This is a genomic window from Streptomyces sp. NPDC111507 (genome assembly GCF_055638955.1).
This window is the reverse complement of record NZ_JBVKBU010000016.1, coordinates 118881-140288: the sequence shown is the minus strand read 5'-3', so window position 1 is coordinate 140288 and position 21408 is coordinate 118881. Positions and strand designations below refer to the sequence as shown.

At 67.6% G+C, this 21408-nt stretch carries 20 protein-coding genes and 8 pseudogenes; 11 read left to right on the top strand and 17 right to left on the bottom strand.

The features are described 5' to 3' along the window. Positions 1 to 162: 162 nt before the first annotated feature. Positions 163 to 432 (bottom strand): annotated as a pseudogene (locus ACZ7M2_RS41660) (LysR substrate-binding domain-containing protein); the annotation flags it as partial. A 23-nt stretch (positions 433 to 455) separates the two neighbouring features. Here ACZ7M2_RS41660 and ACZ7M2_RS41655 point away from each other — a divergent pair. Next, a pseudogene (locus ACZ7M2_RS41655) lies at positions 456 to 572 on the top strand (dihydrofolate reductase family protein); the annotation flags it as partial. A gap of 41 nt (positions 573 to 613) precedes the next feature. Here the strand turns inward: ACZ7M2_RS41655 and ACZ7M2_RS41650 are convergent. Beyond that, positions 614 to 3001: pseudogene (locus tag ACZ7M2_RS41650) on the bottom strand (SpoIIE family protein phosphatase); the annotation flags it as partial. A gap of 112 nt (positions 3002 to 3113) precedes the next feature. Here ACZ7M2_RS41650 and ACZ7M2_RS41645 point away from each other — a divergent pair. Both ACZ7M2_RS41645 and ACZ7M2_RS41640 read left to right on the top strand, forming a co-directional pair. Continuing rightward, the gene (locus ACZ7M2_RS41645; protein WP_471599753.1) at positions 3114 to 3608 is read left to right on the top strand and encodes an ATP-dependent DNA ligase; all 495 of its coding nucleotides are present in this window, start codon (positions 3114 to 3116) and stop codon (positions 3606 to 3608) included. A gap of 745 nt (positions 3609 to 4353) precedes the next feature. After that, entirely contained in the window at positions 4354 to 4728 is a 375-nt protein-coding gene (locus tag ACZ7M2_RS41640; protein WP_471599752.1) for a protein kinase family protein, read from the top strand. 24 nt (positions 4729 to 4752) lie between these two features. Here ACZ7M2_RS41640 and ACZ7M2_RS41635 read toward each other — a convergent pair whose 3' ends face one another. The 3 genes and pseudogenes from ACZ7M2_RS41635 to ACZ7M2_RS41625 all read right to left on the bottom strand — a co-directional run. Beyond that, a complete protein-coding gene (locus ACZ7M2_RS41635; protein WP_471599751.1) occupies positions 4753 to 5736 on the bottom strand; it encodes a GNAT family N-acetyltransferase in 984 nt (327 codons plus the stop codon). Positions 5737 to 5778: 42 nt separating this feature from the next. Next, positions 5779 to 6372 (bottom strand): annotated as a pseudogene (locus ACZ7M2_RS41630) (IS256 family transposase); the annotation flags it as partial. A 72-nt stretch (positions 6373 to 6444) separates the two neighbouring features. Beyond that, a pseudogene (locus ACZ7M2_RS41625) lies at positions 6445 to 6701 on the bottom strand (VOC family protein); the annotation flags it as partial. A gap of 112 nt (positions 6702 to 6813) precedes the next feature. Between ACZ7M2_RS41625 and ACZ7M2_RS41620 the strand changes: the two are divergent. Next, the gene (locus ACZ7M2_RS41620) at positions 6814 to 7179 is read left to right on the top strand and encodes a hypothetical protein (protein WP_471599750.1); all 366 of its coding nucleotides are present in this window, start codon (positions 6814 to 6816) and stop codon (positions 7177 to 7179) included. A gap of 29 nt (positions 7180 to 7208) precedes the next feature. Here ACZ7M2_RS41620 and ACZ7M2_RS41615 read toward each other — a convergent pair. Then, positions 7209 to 7421: pseudogene (locus ACZ7M2_RS41615) on the bottom strand (hypothetical protein); the annotation flags it as partial. A 110-nt stretch (positions 7422 to 7531) separates the two neighbouring features. Between ACZ7M2_RS41615 and ACZ7M2_RS41610 the strand changes: the two are divergent. Together ACZ7M2_RS41610 and ACZ7M2_RS41605 are read left to right on the top strand one after the other, a co-directional pair. Beyond that, positions 7532 to 7813 (top strand): transposase family protein, encoded by a 282-nt coding sequence (locus ACZ7M2_RS41610; RefSeq protein ID WP_471599749.1) that lies wholly within the window; start codon positions 7532 to 7534, stop codon positions 7811 to 7813. Further along, positions 7810 to 8028: a transposase family protein gene (locus ACZ7M2_RS41605; RefSeq protein ID WP_471599748.1), complete on the top strand. Its 219-nt coding sequence runs from the start codon at positions 7810 to 7812 to the stop codon at positions 8026 to 8028. The genes ACZ7M2_RS41610 and ACZ7M2_RS41605 overlap by 4 nt, the downstream gene beginning before the upstream one ends. A 34-nt stretch (positions 8029 to 8062) precedes the next feature. Here ACZ7M2_RS41605 and ACZ7M2_RS41600 read toward each other — a convergent pair whose 3' ends face one another. Then, entirely contained in the window at positions 8063 to 8611 is a 549-nt protein-coding gene (locus ACZ7M2_RS41600) for a putative immunity protein (RefSeq protein ID WP_471599747.1), read from the bottom strand. Between the two features lie 518 nt (positions 8612 to 9129). Here ACZ7M2_RS41600 and ACZ7M2_RS41595 point away from each other — a divergent pair. Continuing rightward, positions 9130 to 9381 (top strand): hypothetical protein, encoded by a 252-nt coding sequence (locus tag ACZ7M2_RS41595; protein WP_471599746.1) that lies wholly within the window; start codon positions 9130 to 9132, stop codon positions 9379 to 9381. 237 nt (positions 9382 to 9618) lie between these two features. Continuing rightward, positions 9619 to 9966: pseudogene (locus ACZ7M2_RS41590) on the top strand (transposase); the annotation flags it as partial. A 167-nt stretch (positions 9967 to 10133) separates the two neighbouring features. Here ACZ7M2_RS41590 and ACZ7M2_RS41585 read toward each other — a convergent pair. Beyond that, positions 10134 to 10559: a hypothetical protein gene (locus ACZ7M2_RS41585; RefSeq protein ID WP_471599745.1), complete on the bottom strand. Its 426-nt coding sequence runs from the start codon at positions 10557 to 10559 to the stop codon at positions 10134 to 10136. Positions 10560 to 10774: 215 nt separating this feature from the next. Here ACZ7M2_RS41585 and ACZ7M2_RS41580 point away from each other — a divergent pair. Next, positions 10775 to 10867: pseudogene (locus ACZ7M2_RS41580) on the top strand (transposase); the annotation flags it as partial. 77 nt (positions 10868 to 10944) lie between these two features. On the opposite strand, the gene ACZ7M2_RS41575 reads toward ACZ7M2_RS41580, so the two are convergent. Next, on the bottom strand, positions 10945 to 11880 hold the full coding sequence (locus tag ACZ7M2_RS41575; protein WP_471599744.1) for an alpha/beta hydrolase: 936 nt from the start codon (positions 11878 to 11880) through the stop codon (positions 10945 to 10947). Between the two features lie 322 nt (positions 11881 to 12202). On the opposite strand from ACZ7M2_RS41575, the gene ACZ7M2_RS41570 reads away from it, so the two are divergent. Continuing rightward, on the top strand, positions 12203 to 13264 hold the full coding sequence (locus tag ACZ7M2_RS41570; protein ID WP_471599743.1) for an Lrp/AsnC family transcriptional regulator: 1062 nt from the start codon (positions 12203 to 12205) through the stop codon (positions 13262 to 13264). A gap of 266 nt (positions 13265 to 13530) precedes the next feature. Here the strand turns inward: ACZ7M2_RS41570 and ACZ7M2_RS41565 are convergent, their stop codons facing one another. From ACZ7M2_RS41565 to ACZ7M2_RS41530, 8 genes are all read right to left on the bottom strand, one after another. Further along, positions 13531 to 14256, bottom strand: coding sequence for a DUF2071 domain-containing protein (locus ACZ7M2_RS41565; RefSeq protein WP_471599742.1), 726 nt, complete (start codon positions 14254 to 14256; stop codon positions 13531 to 13533). Then, the gene (locus tag ACZ7M2_RS41560; protein ID WP_168500502.1) at positions 14253 to 14585 is read right to left on the bottom strand and encodes a metalloregulator ArsR/SmtB family transcription factor; all 333 of its coding nucleotides are present in this window, start codon (positions 14583 to 14585) and stop codon (positions 14253 to 14255) included. Before ACZ7M2_RS41560 ends, ACZ7M2_RS41565 begins: the two co-directional genes overlap by 4 nt. A 175-nt stretch (positions 14586 to 14760) precedes the next feature. Beyond that, the gene (locus tag ACZ7M2_RS41555; RefSeq protein WP_471599741.1) at positions 14761 to 15075 is read right to left on the bottom strand and encodes a hypothetical protein; all 315 of its coding nucleotides are present in this window, start codon (positions 15073 to 15075) and stop codon (positions 14761 to 14763) included. 215 nt (positions 15076 to 15290) lie between these two features. After that, a complete protein-coding gene (locus ACZ7M2_RS41550; RefSeq protein WP_471599740.1) occupies positions 15291 to 15548 on the bottom strand; it encodes a Z1 domain-containing protein in 258 nt (85 codons plus the stop codon). 307 nt (positions 15549 to 15855) lie between these two features. Beyond that, on the bottom strand, positions 15856 to 17400 hold the full coding sequence (gene rox / locus ACZ7M2_RS41545) for a rifampin monooxygenase (protein WP_471599739.1): 1545 nt from the start codon (positions 17398 to 17400) through the stop codon (positions 15856 to 15858). 431 nt (positions 17401 to 17831) lie between these two features. After that, positions 17832 to 18038, bottom strand: coding sequence for an alcohol dehydrogenase catalytic domain-containing protein (locus ACZ7M2_RS41540; protein ID WP_471599738.1), 207 nt, complete (start codon positions 18036 to 18038; stop codon positions 17832 to 17834). 120 nt (positions 18039 to 18158) lie between these two features. Next, on the bottom strand, positions 18159 to 18410 hold the full coding sequence (locus ACZ7M2_RS41535) for a hypothetical protein (RefSeq protein ID WP_471599737.1): 252 nt from the start codon (positions 18408 to 18410) through the stop codon (positions 18159 to 18161). A gap of 336 nt (positions 18411 to 18746) precedes the next feature. Then, positions 18747 to 19202, bottom strand: a complete 456-nt coding sequence (locus ACZ7M2_RS41530) for a winged helix-turn-helix transcriptional regulator (protein ID WP_471599736.1) — start codon at positions 19200 to 19202, stop codon at positions 18747 to 18749. 181 nt (positions 19203 to 19383) lie between these two features. Here ACZ7M2_RS41530 and ACZ7M2_RS41525 point away from each other — a divergent pair, with 181 nt between their 5' ends. Continuing rightward, positions 19384 to 20886 (top strand): MFS transporter, encoded by a 1503-nt coding sequence (locus tag ACZ7M2_RS41525; protein WP_471599735.1) that lies wholly within the window; start codon positions 19384 to 19386, stop codon positions 20884 to 20886. Positions 20887 to 21408 lie beyond the last annotated feature (522 nt).

Genomic DNA, 21408 nt, shown 5'->3' with positions numbered 1-21408 from the left:
GAGAACCGCGCCGCCTTCGGCGTGCAGCGGATCTGTCGGGTCCGGGGCATCTCCCGCTCCGGCTACCACCAGCACCGGACCACTGCGGACGCCCGCGCCGAACGACCCGTCGAGGAAGAGCGAACGGTGTCGGAGATCCGACAGCTCGCCCACTCGAACTGATCAAGCCTTGTCGCTGAGAAGGCTCACACCCTGCGCGACCGTCGCCCTCAGTTCCCTCACCAAGGCGCGCACGGCAGCGGATCCGGACAGTTCGGAAGTGGTGACACAGCCGACCTGGCGGGTCGGGCGCTCAGGGCCGAGATCAGTGATTTCGACCGAGTCCGGTGCTCCGACCAGGGACAGCCCCTGCATGATCGCCATTCCGTGGCCTCCGCTCACCAAGGAGAGCACCGCTGCGTCGTGCTCCGCCTCGGCGCTTGCCTTCGGGATCCCGTTTCCGAGGAGGCCTCCTGATGCGCAGGGTGACCTCTTCGATGAGCGTCTCACCTGACGGCTACATCGTCGGGCCGGACGGCGGCTTCGACTGGACGGCGCCCGACGAGGAGGTCTTTCGCTTCTGGATCGACGAGACCGGATGCGGGGGGAGGTTTTGTTCGGCCCATACGATTTTGCCGCCCGCTACCATGCGGGAGCCCCACCTGCGGCACAGCTTGCCGACGAGGAAGAGGCCGCGACCGCTCTCGTCCGTGGTACGTGCGCAACGCGGACGCGGAACGAAGACGTCGGTGTCGGACACTTCGCAGGTCAGCACTTGGTGCCGGATGAGTCGCAGCCTGACCCGGCCGTGGCGGATGGCGTTGGTGACGAGTTCGCTGACGATCAGTTTCGTGGCGTCCTCAAGACCTTCCAGGCCCCATTGCGTCAGTTGACGTGCTGCAAGGTTGCGGGCGTGGGAGACGGCAGCTTGGCCACCGGGTAGTGTCCAGCAGGCCATCCGGTCCGGGCCGAGGGAGTGGGTCCGGATGAGGAGGAGCGTGATGTCGTCGCTCGGCGCCTGGTCCGGAACGGTCCGCGTTGCGATCTCGCAGAGTTCTTCCAGAGATCGGCCCGGTTGCGTGAGGGCGCCGCCCAGCCGGCGCATTCCCTCTTCGATGTCGCGGTCCCGGGTCTCGACAAGGCCGTCGGTATACAGGGCGAGAATGCTTCCCTCGGCCAGTTCCATTTGTGCGGACTCGAAAGGGTCCCCCAGGCCGATGCCCAGTGGGGTTCCCATGGGCAGGTCGGGGTACGTGACCTGGTTCTCCGGGTCGATGATCGCGGGTGGGGGATGCCCGGCCGACGCCATGGTGCATTGGCGGGTGGCGGGGTCGTAGACGGCGTACAGACAGGTGGCGCCCATCACCGCGGGGGTCTCGTCCGGGAGATCGCCGTCTTCCTCGCTCAGTCGTTGGACCGTGTCGTCGAGGTGGGCCAGGAGTTCGTCGGGGGGCAATTCCATGGCGGCGAGGGTGTGGACGGCGGTGCGGAGCCTGCCCATGGTCGCGGCGGCGTGGAGGCCGTGCCCCACCACGTCGCCGACAACGAAGGCGAGCCGGGCGCCGGACAGCGGGAACACATCGAACCAGTCGCCCCCCACGCCGTGGTCCAAGTCGGCCGGCAGATAGCGCGAGGCCACCTCGACGGCCGTGCCGCCCGACAAATGACGGGGCAGCAGATTGCGTTGCAGTGTGAGGGCAGCAGTGTTTTCGCGGGCGTACCTGCGCGCGTTGTCCAACGACAGCGAGGCACGGTTGGCGAGCGCGACGGCCAGAAGCAGATCGGCCTCCTGGAATGGGCCGGGTTCCTTGCTGCGGACGAACAGCACCACGCCCAGCAGGGCGCGCCGCGTGCGGATCGGTACGATCATCAGCGAGTGGGCGCCGTTCTCTCGGATCGTTTGCGCCAGTGCTGGGTTCTTGTCGATCCACGTTCCCGTGCTTGTGTCCAGGACGGGTTCCAGGTGGGACGTCCCTGTGCGCAGCGCGGTGATGAAGGGTGAGGCGAGCGGTATGTTGATCGACTCGCCCCGCTTCCATGGCAATTCCGGAACTCCGTGGTGGACCGAGGCTTGGCCTGCGCGCAGGAGAACAGGAAGACGCTTGTTTGACGGGCTGATGGCGGCCGGGCGGCCCTCACCGAACGGGACCGACTGCTCCAGGTCAACGGCGACGAAGTCGGCGAGCAGGGGTACGGCGAGGTCGGCCAGTTCCTGGCTGGCCTGCATCACATCCAGGGTGCTGCCCAGACGCGTACTGACCTCGCTGAGGGTCGCGAGACGTTCGCGGGCCAGCTGGCTTTCAGTGAGATCGACACTGATGACGCACACCCCCAGTGCCCTCCCGTCGGCGCCCAAGAGGCAGTGGCAAGAAACGGCGTACGGACGTTCCCGGCCCAGGTTCGTCGGCAGCCACGTCCGGTACTCGTGGACCTTAGTGGTGCCGCTCTGGAGTACCTGCCGCATCATCGCCTCCAGCACCTCGGCCTTGGCGTCGGGCTGCGTGTCGGTGAACCGGCGTCCGAGTCGTCGGTCGCTGGGAATGCCGTCGTGGCTCTCCATCGTGTCGTTTGTCAAGGTGCACCGCATGTGCGGGTCTCGGATGACGACGCCGACCGGTGCGCGGCAGAGAAGCGGCCCGCGCACCGATTCATCGATCGCGTCCCCGGGCATTGTGCCGACGGAAGCGAGGGTGGCGAGCCACTGCACTGTTCCCTCCAGCCCGCGCAACTTCGAAATCCGCAGGCTGACGTCGAGCACCCGGCCGTCGCGGTGGCGCACCTTTGTCGTGCCTGACCAGCCGTTCTGGGCGCGGCACCGCTCGACGAAGACAGATGTAGTCGGCGCCTGGGCGAAAGACGGAAGTACAAGGTCAGCGGTCCGGCCCACCATGTCCCTGGCGGAATGACCGACAAGCTGTTCGGCGGCCTGTGTCCATGCGACCACCGTGCCCCGGTCGTCGAACAGGGCGATGGCCGCGTCGGTTACGTCCGTATTATTCAGCTGAACGCCCAGTGTAATCATCTGGGGACTAGTTGTGGTCAAGGAGTTGCCTTTCTTGGGCGACTGGGGGCGGAAGCCTGACACTCAATGGCAATTTGCACCTTATGGGGGCATGACAAAGTAGGACCCTGTTTTGTTCCGGGCGTTCGATCTGCTGCGGCTGTCCGGGACGGACACGACCGGGTGGCCACACCGGCGGCGCAGGGCCGCGCTGGAGTCCGTGTTCGCCACCCGTCGACTGTCGGCGCTGTGCCCGTCGACCACCGAGGCCGACGTCGTAGGCGAGTGGCTGACATGGGCGTCGGTCGGGAGGGAGGGCATGGTCTCCAGGAGGCTGGACGACGCCTACCGGCCCCCGGTCAGAGGCTGGCAGAAATACAAGGTCCGCGAGACGAGCGAGGCGACCTGCGGCGCGGTCACCGGCTTCCCGGCCGCTCCCCGCACCCTGCTGCTCGGCAGGTACGACGACGGAGGCCGCCTGCGATACACCGGCCGGACCACCGCCCTCGCCCAGACGGCGAGCAGCATCGTCTCCGGGCTAGTCGCCCCAGCGCGGTGCGGTCATCCGTGGACGGGCTGGTCGTTCTCCGCCGGGTGGGGCAGCCGGGCGATGCTGATCATCACGTAGGTGGGACTTGAGCCGGTGATGGAAGTCGGCGTCGACGTTGCCCGCGACGCCTCCGGCCGGTGACGCCACCCCGCACGCCGGCACCGCGCCCGCCCTGGCCTCTCCCCCGTCGACGTCCCCTGCCTGACGTCACCGCCGCAGCTTCGCGGCACGGGCGCGGCGGCCCGGCCGACGCGCAACCCGGCTGGGCGCGCCCACGCTCGTACGCCCGTGGTGACCTGGGCGAACCCCAGGACGCTGTGAAAGCTCGATCGTGATCGCTGTGGGCAGTGCCCAGGATTGCGTCCCGGCCGCGTGACTACGCAGTGACTCCGGCCGCCCGTGCGGGAGGGCGGGTGTACGACGATCCGCGCGCTGCTCACGCCTTCGAGCGTGCCCCGGGCAGGTCCGCCCGGCGAGCCCTCTGCGGCGGTCAGGGAGTGTCCCCGGAGTAGTAGAACCGGCAGCTCACGCCGGGGCCGGGCGTGCGCGGCTCGCCGGGGCGCGGGTCGCACAGGGCTCGGCCGCCTGGCCACCGCGACAGCTCGGTGGACAGGGCGGCGCCGTCGTCGACTTCCTCCGGCCGCCAGCCCGTGATGTCCAGCAGCAGTCACCCTGGGGTCTGCGTCGTCTGTCGGGGTGATCGCGCTGGTCGTGGGTGGCAGTCTGCGGAGCGGAGTAGATCATCTGGCGGAGTTGTCTTGGGGGGATCAAGCGTCGGGACAAGTTATGAGCGTTAGAGGCAGCGATCAGGCAGGGTGGATGGATGCCTGAGTCGTCCTTGCCTGGAGGTTTCGTCAATGCGGTCGTTCGTGTCGGGTACACGGTGCGCCGTCCAGCCTCGGCGAAGTTCGTGGGTGATCTGCTGAGGTTGCTTGAAACTAGTGACTGGGGCGGTGCTCCGCGGTATCTCGGTGTGGACGACGAGGGCCGTGAAGTCCTCAGTTACCTCGACGGCCACGTGGCATGGGAGCCGCGACAACCAGCTGCTGTGTCATCGGACGAGAGTTTGGTGACGGCCGCCCGGCTCGTGCGTGAGTTCCATGACCTGACGGCCGGCACCCCGCTGGCCGGAAATCAAGAGACCGTGTGTCACAACGACCTGTCGGCCCAAGAGGAATTGTCAAATCCTGTGGACTGACCGGACAGCCCAATGACCGGTCGCTCAAGCAAGCGGCTTGCGGTAGCGGACGTACTCGTTCTGCCGCCGGAACCCTACGCTCTCGTAAAGATCGTAGGACCGGTGAGGGTTTGCCGTGCCCGTGAACAGCCGCGCGGTCGTTGCACCCTGCTCACGAAGGCCCCGCAGCCCGTCCAGCAGCAGGGCCCGGCCGATTCCGAGGCGCCGCGCGTCCATCCGGACACTCAGCTCTTCGACCTCGCCCACGGTGTGGTCGTGCCGACGGATGGAGCAGAGGGCGACGCCGACCATCTCCTGCCCGCTCCATGCAGCCCTCCAGCATTCCGGGTCGGCGGTGTCGACGAAGTCCTGGAAAGGCCATTTCTGAGCGAAACCGGTCTCCGCGTACGAATCGACGACCATCTTCCAGGCCGGACGGTAATGGCTTGTCCCGATCGGCCCTGTCCGTATCCCGGCCGGCGGTTCGCTGCCCTTCTCGGGCAACTGCCGCAGATCGCCCAGCTCCAGCTCGACCAGGCTGAAGACACGTCGGTAGCCAGCTGCCTGCAGGAGCGCCGTAGCGTCCTGCTCGGAGGTCATGGCGTTCGCGCCGATCACTGCCGTCCGCGCTGTTCCATGCTGTTTGACGAGCTGGCGGATCCGCTCTTCGGCCCAGCTCAGCATGGCTGACCCGATGCCCTGGCGGCGATGCTCGGGCAAGAGGTAGCCGCGGTGCAGGTAGAGCCACGTATTGTCCCGCTCCTGCCACCACCGGATCGTCGAGTAGCCGACGACGCTCCCGTCGTGCACCACCAGGATCTGGTTCTTAGATGGCTCCTCCAATTTGGCAGAGGCTTCGGCGATCTCGGCCGCTGTCGGGAGCCCTTCCACAACCGAATGGGCATCGACCCGGTCCCGTTCAGCACAACCCAGCCGCACCGTGGCCATGGGGCCGTGGTCCTCGTCGCCGCAGTACGGCCGGAACCCGAAGCCGACCGGAAGGTCCTGTCCTGGTGCGCCATCTGACATGGTCGGATGATCTCGAACTTCGAGGCAGGTCCGCCACCCTATTCATGCCGCGGTCGTGTGCGGCCGTTCGACGAGCTGGCCGCGTTCGAAGCGTGCTCCGGCGCGGACGAGGGCGACGAGGTGGGGTGCGTTCACGGCTCGCCAGCGGGTCTGGGCGGACTCGACGAGCTTGAACACCATCGCGAGAGCTGCCGCGCGGCTGCCGGCGCCCTTGGTGACCTTGGTCCGCAGGCGGACGGTTGCGAAAGTCGACTCAATGGGGTTCGTAGTCCGCAGATGGATCCAGTGCTCAGCGGGGAAGTCGTAGAACGCGAGCAGTTCGTCCTCGTCGTCGGTGATCTTCTTGACGGCCTTGGGGAACTTCGCCCCGTACTGCCCGGCGAACACCTTGATCGCCTTCGCGGCGTGGTCGCGGTCCTCGGCGTTGTAGATGTCCTGGATCGCTTTCTTCGCCGCGGGCTGGGCCGACTTCGGAAGGCTGTCCAGTACGTTCGCGGTTTTGTGAACCCAGCACCTTTGATGGCGGGTAGCGGGAAAGACCTCGCTGAGCGCGTTCCAGAAGCCGAGCGCGCCATCGCCGACGGCCAGGACGGGGGCACGCATGCCGCGTCGTTGGCAGTCCCGCAGCAGGTCCGCCTGCGCGGACAGCAGCACCATCTGGGCCCGCCGCCAGGCCACCACCGACCCCGTGCCCCGACGGACGATCCGCAGCGGCCGCTCGACCTCGACGGCCTGGTCGGCGGCGTCCCCGGCATACAGGCCCAGATGGATCCGCGGATGCTCCTGCAGCGCGGCGTCTCACTGAGGCCGAGCGACAGCTGGACCCCGGTCCCTTCCGCCGGGACCAGTACCACCCGATCGTCTTCCATCTCTTCTCGCGGGACGTATCCCAGAACCTCCGTCCAGAACGCGGCCGTACGCGGCACATCCGAGACACCCAGCACAACAGATCCGACTCTCAGCATGCATCGATTCCGGCGGATAGCGGCGAGTCGACGACACCAACGATCACCCCAACACCCAGGCGAACGTTGCCTGGGTGTTGGGGTGTTGGCGTGTTCTGGGAGGATGAGCCACATGGACGAGGAAGCCCTCCCGATTCTTCACGTCAAGGATGAGCCTGGGGCGGTCGCGTGGTGTGGCTGTCTGGGCTTCACCAAACATGTGAAGGGTTACATAGTTGCACTTCTGGTTTTCCCGCTGCTGCTTGTATCCGGGTGCAAGGGCAGATATGCGGAGCAGTACGAGAAGGGCTACCGCTTCGGCCAAGGGGGACCTGCGAGGCATCTCGGCGATCCCACTTCTTTCGACAACACCGGCGCGGCAGGGGACGAGTGCGTCGAGCACGCAGAGGCACTAGAAGTGGAAACATCCCAGAACTGGATGGCAGGCTGCATCGACGGTGCTCTGGGCCGACCGGCCGCTCCACCAACATCTCGTTAGTGTCGCATCAGGCGACATCCGCCCTGTCGACCACCTTGCGCCAGGAAATCGGGCAGCTTGGTCAGGCTCCAGGTCGAAGACCGGCAGGCTGTGTTCGGCTGGCTTGGACTTGGCGATCTTCTTGATCTCACGGCGCTCGGACAGGGTGAACGTTCTCGGCCGGCTGCCCTTGTATTTCGGGTGAGAACCTGAAAACCGTCCGTGTTGAAGTTGCGGATCATGTCCCGGACCCGGTCCGCTGTCGCCGGGTGCAGCAACCGGGCGACACCTCACCACACGGCGAACGTTGCCTGATGCGGCCCTAGGCGCCACGCCTGGATCGCGCCCTGAAGAAGGTCGCCAAGCAGGGCGAGTGGTCCTGATCGACGGCACCCTCATCCGCACCAGGCGCCGCACGGGCAAGGCCGACCGGCGGAACTATTCCGGCAAGCATCACAGCCATGGCCTGCACTTCCTCGCCCTGACCGACGAGAGAGGCCACCTGATCTGGATATCCGCCGCCCGGCCCGGCCGCACCCACGACAACACCGCCGCCCGCCACGACCACATCCTGGCCCACCTGCGCGACGCCGGACTCGGCGCCTCGCGGACCTCGGCTTCCGCGGCCTGGAGACCGGCGTACTCGAGCCCGTGATCGTCACCGGCTACACCGCCACCCGCGCCCACAAGCTCACCCCAGGCCAGAAGGAAGCGAACCGCGTCCTCGCCGTCGGACGCGCACCGGTCGAACACGGCTTCGCCCACCTCAAGAACTGCCGGACCATCAACAAACTCCGCACCGACCCCGCCCGCGCCACCCACCTCCTGCGCGCCCTGCTCGTACTGACGAACCTCAAAGTCGACCGTTGACGGATGTGGGCCGGCGCCGTCTGGACGCTGACAGTCACTCAGTGAAGGTGAGTGAACGAAGGCCAGTGTCCAGCATGCGGATCAACTCACCGACCCGTCCGCCGCCACTTGGCGCTGCCGGGAAGCGTTTGAGGACGTCAACGACGACCGCTGTTACACGATGCACCGTCTGCTCAAGGTGTTGAACACCAACGCTCCGATCGTCTTCGGCGACGAGTTCTGCTGCTCTGGCCGCGTAAGCGCCCGCTCCGAGAATGTGCTTGACCTGGGTGGCCTTGGCCAGCGGATGCAGGTAGGCGGAGCCTGCGGCAGACATCGCTGCCCACGCCGCCTCGCGCGCAGCCGCGGTGTCCGCCCTCTTGGCCGCCTTGAGGGCCGCCGACGCTGTGTCGCGCAGAGATCGCCCACGTTCGCCGCCCCGAGCGAACTCACACGCGGCACTGATAGCTTCTCGAGGCCGCGAGTCGCCCGGCTGATCGGCCTCAAATATCTCGAGCACCATCTCTGCACACGCTGCGGCGAACGCGGCGACCTCACGAAGGTCCTGCTTGCTCAGGACAATCTCGCTTGCTTCCCCTGCCATGGTTCCATCTTTCACGATGGCGCTGAACAGCTGGGCGGTTGGGTTGGCTCCGGGCCGTCCATGCCGACCGGTTCCCAAGCAGACGGGATCGTAGAAGGCCGCCCGGCCACAGAGAGCAGGAACCGGTCAGCCGACCGCTCTGCCAGATGATCTACTCGTAGACTGCCGCCCACGACTAGCCTGAGTACGCCGACAGACCGGCACACCAGCCCCTTGACCTGCGACTTCAAGTTGGCGGAGGCTCACTGAACGCCATGACCCAGCTGACGTGCGTGCACTTCGCGTTGAAGCCACTGGCCTCGTGCATCGTCGCCCAACTGCGCGAGCTTGCCGGTGCCCTGGGCGGCGCCTCTCAGGAGGGGCGGTGCGGCGCTGAGGGCTGCTGCCCTGCTGGAGGTGGCAGTTCGGATCCACACCATCGCGCACGTGTACGCGTCCTCGCCGCTGGTGGACACCTACGCCCGGGGCACGCGGGCCGGGTGATGCTGCTGCGCTTGGCCTGGATGTCCCTCGGTGGCATGGACATCAGCGAACTGCCGCCGAACCCCATCCAGATCCTCGCGACGCTGCTTCCGCAGCGCAGTCAGAAGGCGGGACGCGCTGCCGACGCGGCGGCCGGTCCGGACGGGCTGGCGCGTTTGCTCGTCGCTGCGCCGTTGGTGGACGCGGTGCGGCTGGCCGAAGCGGCCGAGACATTAATCTTCCTCACTGCGGAGCAGGCCGGCGAGGTGTACCGGCACCTGGTACCAGCCCTGCCCCATCCTCCCTGAAGTGACCCGGGGATCCCGGCTGACCTACAGGCGCAGCTGACCGCCTCGCTCGCGTCGCTGGTCGGTCTGCGGGGAGCGGACGTCGCGGCACTGTTCGGCGATGTCCGCCTGCGAGCCGTCGACGCGGTCGCCAGTGACCCGTATGGCGTGATGCCGAGGTCTCCTTCGTGCCGGCCGGGGAGCTTCGCGCTGCCGCCCACGATTCGCTGGCCGGGCCGTGGACCTACTCTCCCGACCGACCTCGAACTACGCCACCGCAGACGGGCCCGCTGCGAGGACCGCATCCGAAACGCCCGCGAGACCGTCCTGCGCAACCTGCCCCTTCACGACACCGCCCAGAACCGGATCTGACTGAAGATCATTTCCCTCACACTCGACCTCCTCGCCTGGATGCCGACGCTCACCCTGACCGGCGACACCCGCCGCCGGGAACCCAAAAAGCTCCGCCTTCGCCTCTCCTCCGCCGCCGCCCAGTTCGTGAACACCGGCCGCCGCCACTGGCTCCGTCTCACCGCCCGATGGCCCTGGACCGACGTCATCACCCACGCGATCGACGGGCTCCGTACCCTCCCGAACCCCAGCTGACCAGCAGCGCCCCGTCCCTACAAGCATCAAGCCCCCCGGAGCCGTGGAACCGGGGCCCGCCCGGCGCGACAGCCGGGCCATCACCCTGCGCACAAGCACAAATCCTCGACCTGAACGAACAGAAAGGGTCCGCCAGCAAGCTGACGGACCCTCATGCAAGATCGAGGCTAAAGCTTCTTCGCCGTTCCATGCTTGAAGTACAGGCTGAAGCCGTTTCTGTGCGTGTGCGCAGGGCAGGTGATATGCGTCCCGATCCCAAATAGTTCAAGATCGAGATTGGTATCGTTGGCGCATGATTTTATCGTGGCCTCGATCGGAAAATGTGCCCAAGTTCCGGTGGATGCCACAATAATTCCAGTGTAGTTATTGTTGAGGTTCACACACCATTCCCCCGCAAGGCAACTGCCAATTCCGGCAGTCGGGGACGCTTGCACGGCGGTCGGTGCGGCGAGGATCGTGCCGACCGAGAGTGCGCTGGCGATTCCCAGTCCGAGCAGACGCTTTGACGGCTTCCAGTTCATTTGGATCCTCTCGCATGATGCTGATGTGGACATGGTCTGATAATGGTCATCGAACGGCAGGAGTTCGGCCAAGAAGGCCCGCCACACCTCGTCGCGCTCTGGGCCCAGGTTCGTGGTCAGCCGATAGAAGTTGATGACGTAGGACAGCGACGCCCGTCCACAGCACTGGCTGTTGTCCTGCCACTCCTTGAGGACCGCTCGCAGCTGTTCGGGGTCGAGGAACGCCGCGCAGGGCGGGATGGCACTGGCCGCGATGAACTGACCGGTGTCGAAGGAGCCCGCCTGCTGACGAGGCCGGCTTCTCCATGACGCCGCCGCACCTCAGGACCTGGTCGCAACGCGGCCGCACCCCGGTGATCCGGGACAGGGGCCACCGGAAGGCCTCTGGACAGTGCGGTAGAGCAGGAGGCAGACACGCCATCGGATATGGCACTGATTAGTTCGCTGCGCCACTGAACTAATCAGTGCCGTTCGACACCCTTCTTGGGGCGGCATGCGAACGTGTCAGATGTTTTTCCAGGAAGGTGATTTCCGCCTCGACGGCGTCCTCGTGCGCTTCGAGGAACGGGGCGTAATGCCGGCCCGTCAGGTGGACCACCTCGGACTCCGTAGTGTTTCGGGCCGCCTGGACGGCGGGTCCTGGAAGCGCGCTCTGGTCCTGGTCGCACACGACCACCAGCAGCGGGCACCGGATCCGGGAAGCATGGCGGCCGGGCCGGTACCCGCCGAGCCGCAGCACGATCCGGGCGGCAACCGTCTGCTCCCAGTCCGTGTAGCGGTGGTCGGGGTCCAGGGCCCGGTCGCCGTCCATGGCGTCGGGTGTGGTGAGCGAGGCGACCGTGCCGCGAGCTCCGGCGGTCGGGACCAGCAGCGGCGGCCGCCCGACGAGGCTGCCGAGCGCGTCCGCGACGCCCCGGCCGAAGAGCCTCAGGAGCGCGCTGGGAGTCATGCAGCGCACCGCGTGGGGAGCGACGGCGCGACCGTCGACCAGTGGCGTCTGCGCGATCGCGGAGGCCAGTTGCGGATTGTCGGCCGCGACACGGAAGACGTGGCCGCCTGCGAGCGAGAAGCCCCAGATCGAGATCCTGTCCGGGTCGACGTCGGGCAGACCGGCCGCGCACTCGATCGCGGCCTGCCAGTCGGCGATCTGCTCACCGAAGCGGACGACTTGGCGCGGCGCGCCGCCACTCTCGCCGAACCGTCGGTAGTCGAAGGCCAGGACGGCGAAGCCGGCATCGTTGAACCGTGCAGCGAACAGGTCCGAGGCCGGTTCCTTCGTCACCGAGGTGCCTCCGGCCATGATCACGCAGCCGCCGTTGGACCCCGGGTAGTGCCAGGCGGCGCACGAGGTGTCACCGCTGGCGAAGCGTAGTTTTTCGCGTTGTCCGGACACAGGCACATGGACCTCCGTGGTGAATCCGTCGTTCTCCGAGTTCGAGGCTCTGGGGTTTCGGAAAGTCGGGCGGCCCGGTGTGAGGCGTCGTTACGTCGGGCCGCAGGCCCCTTCGCCGGGTCGCGGGTGACAGCCCAGATGGTGCGGGGCGGTCAGCCGATCAGGCCGGGGAAGCCGATGCGTGGATGGAGGATCATCGAGTGCTCCTTCCGTGGCTCGGGTCCGCTGACGCAGGTCGGGGACAGGGGGACGACATCCATTCTTGGGGCGCGGTCCCCGGGGCAGGCTCCACACCACGGCGGAATGGGCGAAACTTGCCTTCATGACGCGCGCATCGGCGGATTCCGTACTGAGCCTCGTAGACCAACGGTTGGTGGCCGCTCTGCAGTGCGACGGCCGCCTCACCGCGGAGCACGCGGCCCAGGTGCTGGGCCTCAACCCCGCCACCGTGCGCCGCCGGCTGCACGCGCTCGGCGCCGACGGCACCGTGCGCGTAGTGGTCTCCCCTGTCGCGCGGCCACGTAACGGGGGCGCGGCCGGGGCCCTGTTCCTGCGCATCCGGGTACTTCGCGGAAAGCTCGACACGATCGTGGCCGCACTCGCCGCGCGCGAGGACATCCCGTTCATCGACGTCACCACCTCGGGTGACGAGATTTTCGCGGTCGCCCGCACCGAGCCAGGCTCGCGCGACCCGCTGGTCTTCCGTCAGCTGCCCTCCACTCAGGCGGTCACGTCACTGGAGAGCGCCACCATCCTGCACGTCTTCCGACTCACCTCCGAGTGGCGGCACCAGGTGCTGACCGCACCGGAAGGCGCGGCCCTGACCCCGGCCAAGCCGGTCCCGGCGGCAGCGGCTTCCGATTCCCAGGGCCCGTACGGCGTCGACACGGATGCCCTGGAACAGTCCCTCATCGACGCCCTCACCCCGGACGCCCGGCTGACCGCCGCGACCCTGGCCGCCCGCACCGGACACCCCGAGAGCACGGTGCGCCGGCGCATCGCCCAGTTGACCGCTCAGGACCGCCTGATCACCCAGGTCCTCGTCGATCCCCGCCGACTTGGGCTGCCCATCGAGGCCAAACTCCTGCTGCACGTGGCCCCGGACTACCTGGCCGCCGCCGGGCAAGCGCTGGCCGATCATCCTGCCGTGCACGGGGCGTTCGCCACGTCGGGACCCTCGAACCTGCACGCGGCCGCGTACTTCCCAGACCTGACCGCCCTCTACGACTTCCTCTCCCGCGACCTGGCGGGCCTGGGAATCAGCCACGTCGAGACAGCCATCGTCAGCCGCGGCATCAAACGCACTCCCTCACCCGACGCTGCCCTGCCCGCCCTCGCAGCCGCCCAGCGTCGCCGGGCACGTGCGGGGCAGAGCGAAAGCTGAGACCGCCCACCCCGTGAACCGTCCCTTGCGATGTCTTCATCCGGCTCCCAGTACAACCATGGAGGAGCCGTCCTTGGCATCCCAGGAGTTGCCGTGGAGAGAAGTCAGGGGCCGGACAGCCCCCAGGGGGCATCGACGACACGCGGCTGGGCCAGCTTCACCGTGGCGCTGCTGTGGTCGGGTAGCCAGGTCACGTCGGCAACGTGACCTGGCTACCCGACCACAGGCCTGTGTGACTGAGCGCTTCAGTTGGCGAGTTGAGCGCCTCAGTTGACGGGTGTGATCGGGAGGGGAGTCCAATTGGCGGGGACGTTCCGCATGACCAGGGCGCAGTCCAGGGTTGCGCTCCCCAGCGGGAACCGGTCTGGGTCGTCGAAGAAGGACGACGCGGCGGAGCGAACCCGGCCGGCTTCCACGTGCCAGGCGTCGGTGTGCAGTTCCATGCCGTCCAGGTGCTGGCCGGACCTGGTGGCCGAGAGGCCCTTTGTCCCACCTTGGAAGAAGCGGGAAGCCTCTGCGAGGTCGGCGAAGAGTTCGCTGCCCCGCAGCTCGTCCGACAGCTCGACGGTGGTATCCACTCGGGTGTCGCCATCCCGTGTCGCGAAGGCGACATGTACTTGGCCGGGTGTCTCGTGCACCTCGAAATCGGCGCGGCCGTGTTCGCCGGGGAAGACGCGGCCTCCGGCCCAGGCATTGAGCCGCGAGGCAGTGTCGCGCCGTGGGATGTAGACGCCGGTCTCCACCCCGTGCGGTCCGTCCCATTCCACGGCGATTCGATGGGCCGCGTTCTCGCTCCGCAGGCCGACCGCCTTGGGTGCCCAGGTGGGCCGCACGCTTCCCAGCCTCAGCAGGCAGATGCCCGCGACCGCGTAACCGTGCACCAGATGCGGGCGCAGCGGCTCGGGGAGCAGGCGTGCCGCGGCGTCCGGGGCGACCCGGTAGTTCACCAGAAGCCGTCGTTCAACGACGCTGGACAAGTGTGGCTGCCTCATGACCCCTCGCTCTGCGCCCCAGGGCGCCATTTGGTGTGACGCAGCACGATTTGCTCTGGGCACACGACGGTGAGGAACCGCCCGATGCAGATCGCCAGGCGGTCCTCGGCCAGCGTGTAGAGGATCCGGTTGCCGTCCCGGCGCTCGGTGACAAGCCCGGCACTCTTGAGCACACCCAGATGCCGTGAGACGGATGGCGCACTGATGGCGAACCTGCTCGCGATCTCACCGGCCGCGAGCTCGCCACCCCTGAGGTCTTCAAGGATCTGGCGTCTCGTTGGGTCAGCGAGCGCGCGGAAGGCCCCCGCCTCGTCCTGGGCTCCTGTCATAGCCAATATTTAGCACCTTAGCTAAATACCTAACAAGTGCTTCGGCAGCCTTCCACTGGCCGAGCGGGCGCCCGGCACCGGCCAACGCGCTCATACGTACCGAGTCTCGCACTCACCCGACAACTGAAGCGCTCAGTCACAACACCGCGACAGCCCCCGGCTGTTCGGAGGCCTTCTATAGGTCGAAGTCGAAGTGCTCGATGTCCGTGAAGCGGACCTCCTCCAGGCTTCCGGCGCGGCGGCCGCCGTCCTGGAAGTACACCGCCTTGAGCGCTTCGACGGCGATCTCCTGCAGACGCTGATCGGACGCGCCCTGCTCCTGGACTTCGAAGAGGCGGGCGGCGTACTGCGGCGAACCTGTCACTCTGAGCGGAGCACGGCTGTACGTGCTCGCGGTGATCGAGCAGGCGAATCGGACGATCCGGATCCTCGGTGCGACCACACACCCGACCGCCTCCTGGGTCACCCAGGCCGCGAAAAATCTTGTCATGGACCTCGATGACGGCGGCTGCCAGGCCCGTTACCTGATCAGAGACAGGGACGGGAAGTTCACGGAGCTGTTCCACGCGATCCTCCAGGACGCCGGCATCGAGGTCGCCCTCAGCGGCGTCCAGTTGCCCCGCATGAACTCAATCATGGAGCGGTGGGTGCCAACCTGCCTCCGAGAACTGCTGGACCGCACGCTGATCTGGGATCAGCGCCATCTCAGCAGCGCTTCAGCTCTTCGCGCAGCGACCGCTCGTCGCGGCGGATCGCCGCGAACACCTCGAAGTGATTGACCCGTTGGGCGCTGCAGCCCACCTCCGGGTACGAGAGATGGAGCCGGGCGAGATCCTGGTACCCCCTGCAGAATCCCGTCCAGCGGCCTATCTGTGCCAAGGTGTCGGCGTGGTCCGCGCGACAGCCGTAGAAGCTGACGGTGAGACCGTTGATGGCCAGGGAACGGGGCGCTCGACCCCGCACACGACGACCTTCCAGACAGCGTCCCGGTCGAAGCCGGCCCACCGGCGACCCGTTCGCCCCGGACGGAGATGAGGGGGTTCAGAGCCTCGGCGGGTCCAGCGATCCGCAGGCACACAGGGCCATGCAGGGGGCGAGCTCCTCGAAGCTCTTTCGCCGTCTTCCGGTCGTCACTTTGGAGGGCAACCCTCCTCGCAGGCCGACCCTGGCGCCAGAGCACCACGGCTGATGCTGCCTCCAGCTTTCCGATGGTCAGTCGCTACTGGCCGTTCGATCCTCCTCGCGGGCCATTTCGATTACTCAGGCGAAATCAGTTGGCGGGCTTGCCGAACCAACGGGAGAGGTGGTCGTCCAGGTCCTGCTGATCGTCGCCGATCCAGGCGACGTGGCCGTCGGGGCGTAGCAGGACACACGGAACATCCAGTCCCGCAGCGGGATCCGCGAGGTAATCGACCCGGTCTGACCAGCCGCTGATGGTCAGGCGTTCGGTGCGGTCCAGCAGCAGTCCGCGACCGCGATGCATCAGACCGTAGAGGTGGCCCTGTTTCACGTCGATGTCGCGCAGGCGGCGCCCGAGCAGGTCGGGGCCTTCGCCGAAGTCGTAGCGGATGCCGATCGCGGTGATCTTCTCGATCAGATAGCGGTTCACCTCATCGAAGTCCATCAGTTCGGTGAGGAGCCTGCGCACGGCCTGCGGGCCCGGTTCGGTGGACAGCAGTTCCATCTGGGCGCGGGTGTTGTCCAGCACGTCCTCGGCGACCGGATGACGTTCGGCTTGGTAGGTGTCCAGCAGTGTTTCCGGCGCCCAGCCGCGGATCTGTCCGGCCAGTTTCCAGCCGAGGTTGAACGCGTCCTGAACGCCCAGGTTGAGGCCCTGTCCCCCGGTGGGTGGATGGATGTGTGCCGCATCGCCTGCCAGCAGCACCCGCCCGACCCGATAACGTTCGGCCAGCCGGGTGGCGTCCCCGAAGCGGGACAACCAGCGCGGGGAGTGCACGCCGAAATCGGTTCCGGCGATGGTGCGCAGCTGTTGTTTGAAATCCTCGAGGGTGAGCGGTTCCGCGCGATCGCTGGCTCCCGCGACGGGAACCACGACGCGATAGATCCCTTCACCGAAGGGCCTGAGACTGAAAATCTTGTTGGTCTCGTTGATTTCGGTCACCTTGGCGGCGATGTCCTCCTGTGGCACGCCCACTTCCATCTCACCCATCAGCGTCTCGGTCCGCGAGGGCTCGCCGGGGAAGCCGACGCCGAGCAGTTTGCGCACGGTACTGCGCCCGCCGTCACAGCCGACGAGGTAGCGCGAACGCAGCTGTTCGCCGTCGGCCAGCTCGACGGTCACACCCGCGTCGTCCTGTTCGAAATCGGCTACCGCACAGCCGCGCCGGACCTGCGCACCCAGTTGGATCGCACGTTCTTCGAGCAGGCGAACGATGGCCGGCTGTGGGATGCCCAGCAGATAGGCGTGCGCGGAATCCAGGCTCTCGGGCGCGGGTTTGGTGATGGCGGCGAAGAATCCGCCGGCCGGACGCTTCCTTCCGTGTTCGAGAATGCGATCCAGCAGTCCGCGCATTGCCATCAGCTCGATACTGCGGATGTGCAGACCGACTATGCGGGCGAACGACACGGGCTCGGTTTCCTTCTCCAGAACGAGTACCCGCACATCGTGCAGCCGCAGTTCGGCGGCCAGCATCGCGCCAGTCGGCCCGCACCCGGCAATGATCACGTCGAACATGAGGGGCGCGCGATCGCCGCCGAAGGCCGACGGCTGGAGTCCGGGGACGTCGCCCACGGTGAAGGCGCGTTCGACCGTATCGTTCGACGACGACTCGGAGGTGAATTGCGGAGAGTGCATAGGTGTTGCCTTTCGGGAGGGCCTTGTTGTCGAGGCGCTCCCGGCGACACCTACGTCAATCGCCGGCCGTGACGGGAAGGGGGAGCACCCACGTCGATACAGCGTTCATGGGTCTCACCTCCTCGGGCGGTGTCGCGGTCCACTGCAAGTTACAAGCCCGAGCATCACCCCGTCCAATCATTTCCCAGCCACGTGATCACGACTCCAAGCGGGCCCGTGCGGTTGCCGGGCGAATCCCGCGTGGCGGCCTGGCTGGTCACGGTCGCTGTCGCTGTCGCTGTCGCTGTCGCTGTCGCTGTCGACGGTCTGCTCCTGGCTGCGCCGAGGCAGACCGGATCTCGGCAAGCACTGCGCGCTGGAACCGGAGGTGCTCGACGAGCGCGAGCGGCTGCGCGAGGCCCACGAACAGGGCGACCGACCGTCCCGCGCGGCTACTTTGCACCGTGGGCCAGAGACAGGAAACCGGGGCCCTCTTCGAAGCCCTCGGAAGGCCGGGCTCTGTCCCCCAACTCCGCGACAACACCGCTCGCTTCATGACCGAGCGTCCAGGGGAACGATGGCACCGGGAAGATACCCGCGAGCGCTCCGGACGACAAGAGCAGGTCCGTGACGCATACGCCGCAGGCCAGCACCCGCACGAGGGCGCCCTCGGCGGAGACTGCGGGGCGGGGCGGGGCGGTCCCAGAGGCCCGGTGTGCTGCCGTAGGAGGTGAGGAGGGCCGCTCTCATGCCGGGCGTGGCGGCTGTGGCGGGGGTGCTCATGGGCGGATCTCCCCCGGTTCGGCGTCGGTTGTAGCTTCGGCGAGGGTGGGAACGCGGGCGGCGAGCGTGCGGTACTCGGCGGGGCCCAGGTGCAGGACGACGGGGTGGGCGGCCCGGATGACCGACAGCTCAGCGAGGAAGTGGTCGGCGCCGTCCGCCGGGTCAAGCACGGACGGGCAAGACCGGGTCTCCGTGCCGCGCTCCAGGCGCGCGCAGTAGTCGATGCTGATGCCGGCGAACGTGGCCAACTCCTCTCGGAGCAACTCCCGCGTGCGACGGAGGTCGTCACCGGCTGGGAGACCGACGTCCCGGTCGCGTCTTCGACCGCACCGTCCCCCAGGAGGAAGTGCCCGAGGGCTACCGGACGATGGACCAGCGCGAGGCGCTGAAGATCCTGGTCACGCCGTAAGGCCCGAGCGGCTCGGATGATGGCGGTGGTCCACCGGCTCGCATCCGGACGCCGCGCAGCACAACGGCAGCCCCCACCGCACCCCGGCATCCACGTCTTCTCCATTCCGGAGCGTCGGCTTCGGCACGCATGGACCACGAGCCTGGCGGCGTGCCGACAGCTTCCGCGATGCGCGTCATCCGCCGTCAGACCCGCCCGCATCGCGCAACAGCAAGGAGAGAGACTCCGGAGTGATCTCTCCAGCACAGTGCCGGCACCCGGAGTCCATCCGCAGCGGATGACCGCACTCGTGCCCGAAGGCGACCGCAGGCGCATCGACTGCCCACTTGTCGCCCCATTGCAGGAGTCCGATCATGACCGGGAAGAGCTCCTGCCCCGCCTGGGTCAGATGGTATTCGTGGCGCGGGGGGTGTTCGCTGTACTGCCGCCGTTCGATCACGCCTGCCGCTTCGAGCTTGCGCAGCCGGTCGGCGAGGATGTCGCGCGGCGCGCCTGTGTAGCCGGCGATCTTCGCGAAACGGTGCACGCCGTAAGCCAATTCCCGCAGCGCGAGCAGCGACCACCGCTCACCGACGATCTGCAGTGCGGCAGCCATCGAGCAGGGGCGCACGCCCACGGGCATGCCCGCCATCGCCGAAGTCAGGGACCTTGCGACGGTCCCAGCCCCGGTCCCGCCCACCGGCTACTCCCTGTCCTGCTGAGGTTGTGCGTTCATGATCCCACGTTACCCCTGGTCAGTTGCGTTTCACGACTCACTCACGCTAGCGTCGCGGCAAGTCAGTAGGAAATCACAACTCACTTGCGAGGAATCCATGGCTGTATCCGACGGGGGCTCCACAGCTGAGCCTGCGGAGTCACCGACGGCGGGCGAGCCGGCCCAGGACGCCGCGGCCCGACGGCACGCGCTGCGGGTACTGGCCCTGAGCAGCCTCGGCGCGTTCGTGGTGTTCCTCGACACCACGATCGTCAACGTCGCGTTCGAGACCATCAGCCGCAGTTTCCATGACACGGCCGGCCATCTGGCGTGGGTGCTCAACGCCTACAGCCTGGTGTTCGCCGCCGTTCTCATCCCGGCCGGGCGACTCGCCGACCGCTACGGGCGCAAGCGAGTCTTCCTCACGGGCATCACCGGCTTCGCGGTGACGAGCGCCCTGTGCGGCCTGGCACCGAACGCCGGGACGCTCATTGCGGGGCGGGCCCTGCAAGCGGTGTTCGCCGCCCTGGTCACTCCCACATCACTGGCCCTGATCCTCCCGGAATTCCCGGCCGCCCGGCGAGCGGTCGCGATCGGCACCTGGGGCTCCATGGGCGCGGCGGCGGCCGCCCTCGGCCCCACCCTGGGCGCGCTGTTGACCCAGTACGCCTCCTGGCGCTGGATCTTCCTGGTCAACCTGCCGATCTGTGCGCTGATCGCCGTCTTCGGCCTGCGTCTGCTGCGCGAGGCCCGCGACCCGCACGCCCACGGCCTGCCCGACCCCCTCGGCGTACTGCTGGTCGCCGCGATGCCCGCGGCGCTGAGTCTGGGCATCATCGAGGGACCGAACTGGGGATGGACCGACCCGCGCGTGATCGGCGCCTTCGTGCTCGCCGCGCTGCTGCTCCCCGTATTCGTACTGCGCAACCGCTCCACCGCACAGCCCGTGATGGACTTCGCCCTCTTCCACGTCCGCCAGTTCCGGCTCGTGAACGCCGCGACGCTGGTGTTCGCCGCCGCGTTCTACGGCATGCTGCTGAGCAACATCATCTTCCTGCAGACGGTGTGGCACTACTCGGTGCTGCGCGCCGCGCTCGCCACCGCACCGACCCCGCTGGTGGTGACCGCCATAGCCGGCTCCGCCAGCCGCCTCTCCCACACCTACGGGGCACGCCGTGTACTCACCCTCGGCGCGGTCTTCTGGACAGTCGGCCTCGCCCTCGACGCGACCGTCGTCGGCGCCACCCCCCACTGGAGCACTCACTGGCTGCCCGCGGCGCTGCTCACCGGACTCGGCATCGGACTCACTCTGCCCGTCCAGTCCGGAGCGGCCGTCCAGACGCTGCCCCCGGGGCGATTCGCACTCGGCTCGGCGATCAACGCGAGCCTCCGTCAACTCGGCGCGGTCCTCGGTATCAGCCTCTTCGTAGCCGTCCTCGGTACGCCTACGGCGGCCACCGCCGTCGACTCCTTCCACCGCGTCTGGTGGCTCTTCGCCGCTCTCGGCCTGACCGCCGGCGCCGTCCTTTGGACACCGAGCCGCCGCCGAGACGCCTCGGACGCCGAGGCAACCGGCCACGAGCCGGCATACGGCACTCCGGACGGGGCTCCCGCCCACTGACCGAACTCCACCCCGACGGGGCGACCAACCACCAGGCGTAACTGGTGTTCGGCCTACTCTGAACAGACACAAACCAACGGCACGCCCCTACGCAGCTCCTACGGCCGGCGTCGCACACACCATCGCTGAACCCATCGCTGTACGGCGGAGCCACGGTCTGCGGGCGGCACAAGGGGTTCCGTGGCGTTTCCTCAGGTGCCGGAAATCGGCGAAGCCGCCGACTCGCCGTGGAGAGGGGCGCACCGACCGTCGCCAAGCCGATTGCGGTGGTCACGGGCTGCCCGCAGAGACCCGCGGCCAGGCCGACAACTGAGCGCCGTCAGCCGGCCGATGAAGCGGATCAGCCCGGCGCTCGCGCCATGTGGAGCGCCTACTCCCACCCTTCGAACGCTCCCCCGGGATATCGCGCGGCAAGCCCCTGTGCGGCTCTCTCCCTAATCTCACACATGGGTAACTCGGAAGACCAGCTCGGTCCGGCTCCGCCCGTCGGCGGCATCTCCGCCAGGCGGAACCGAACCGGGA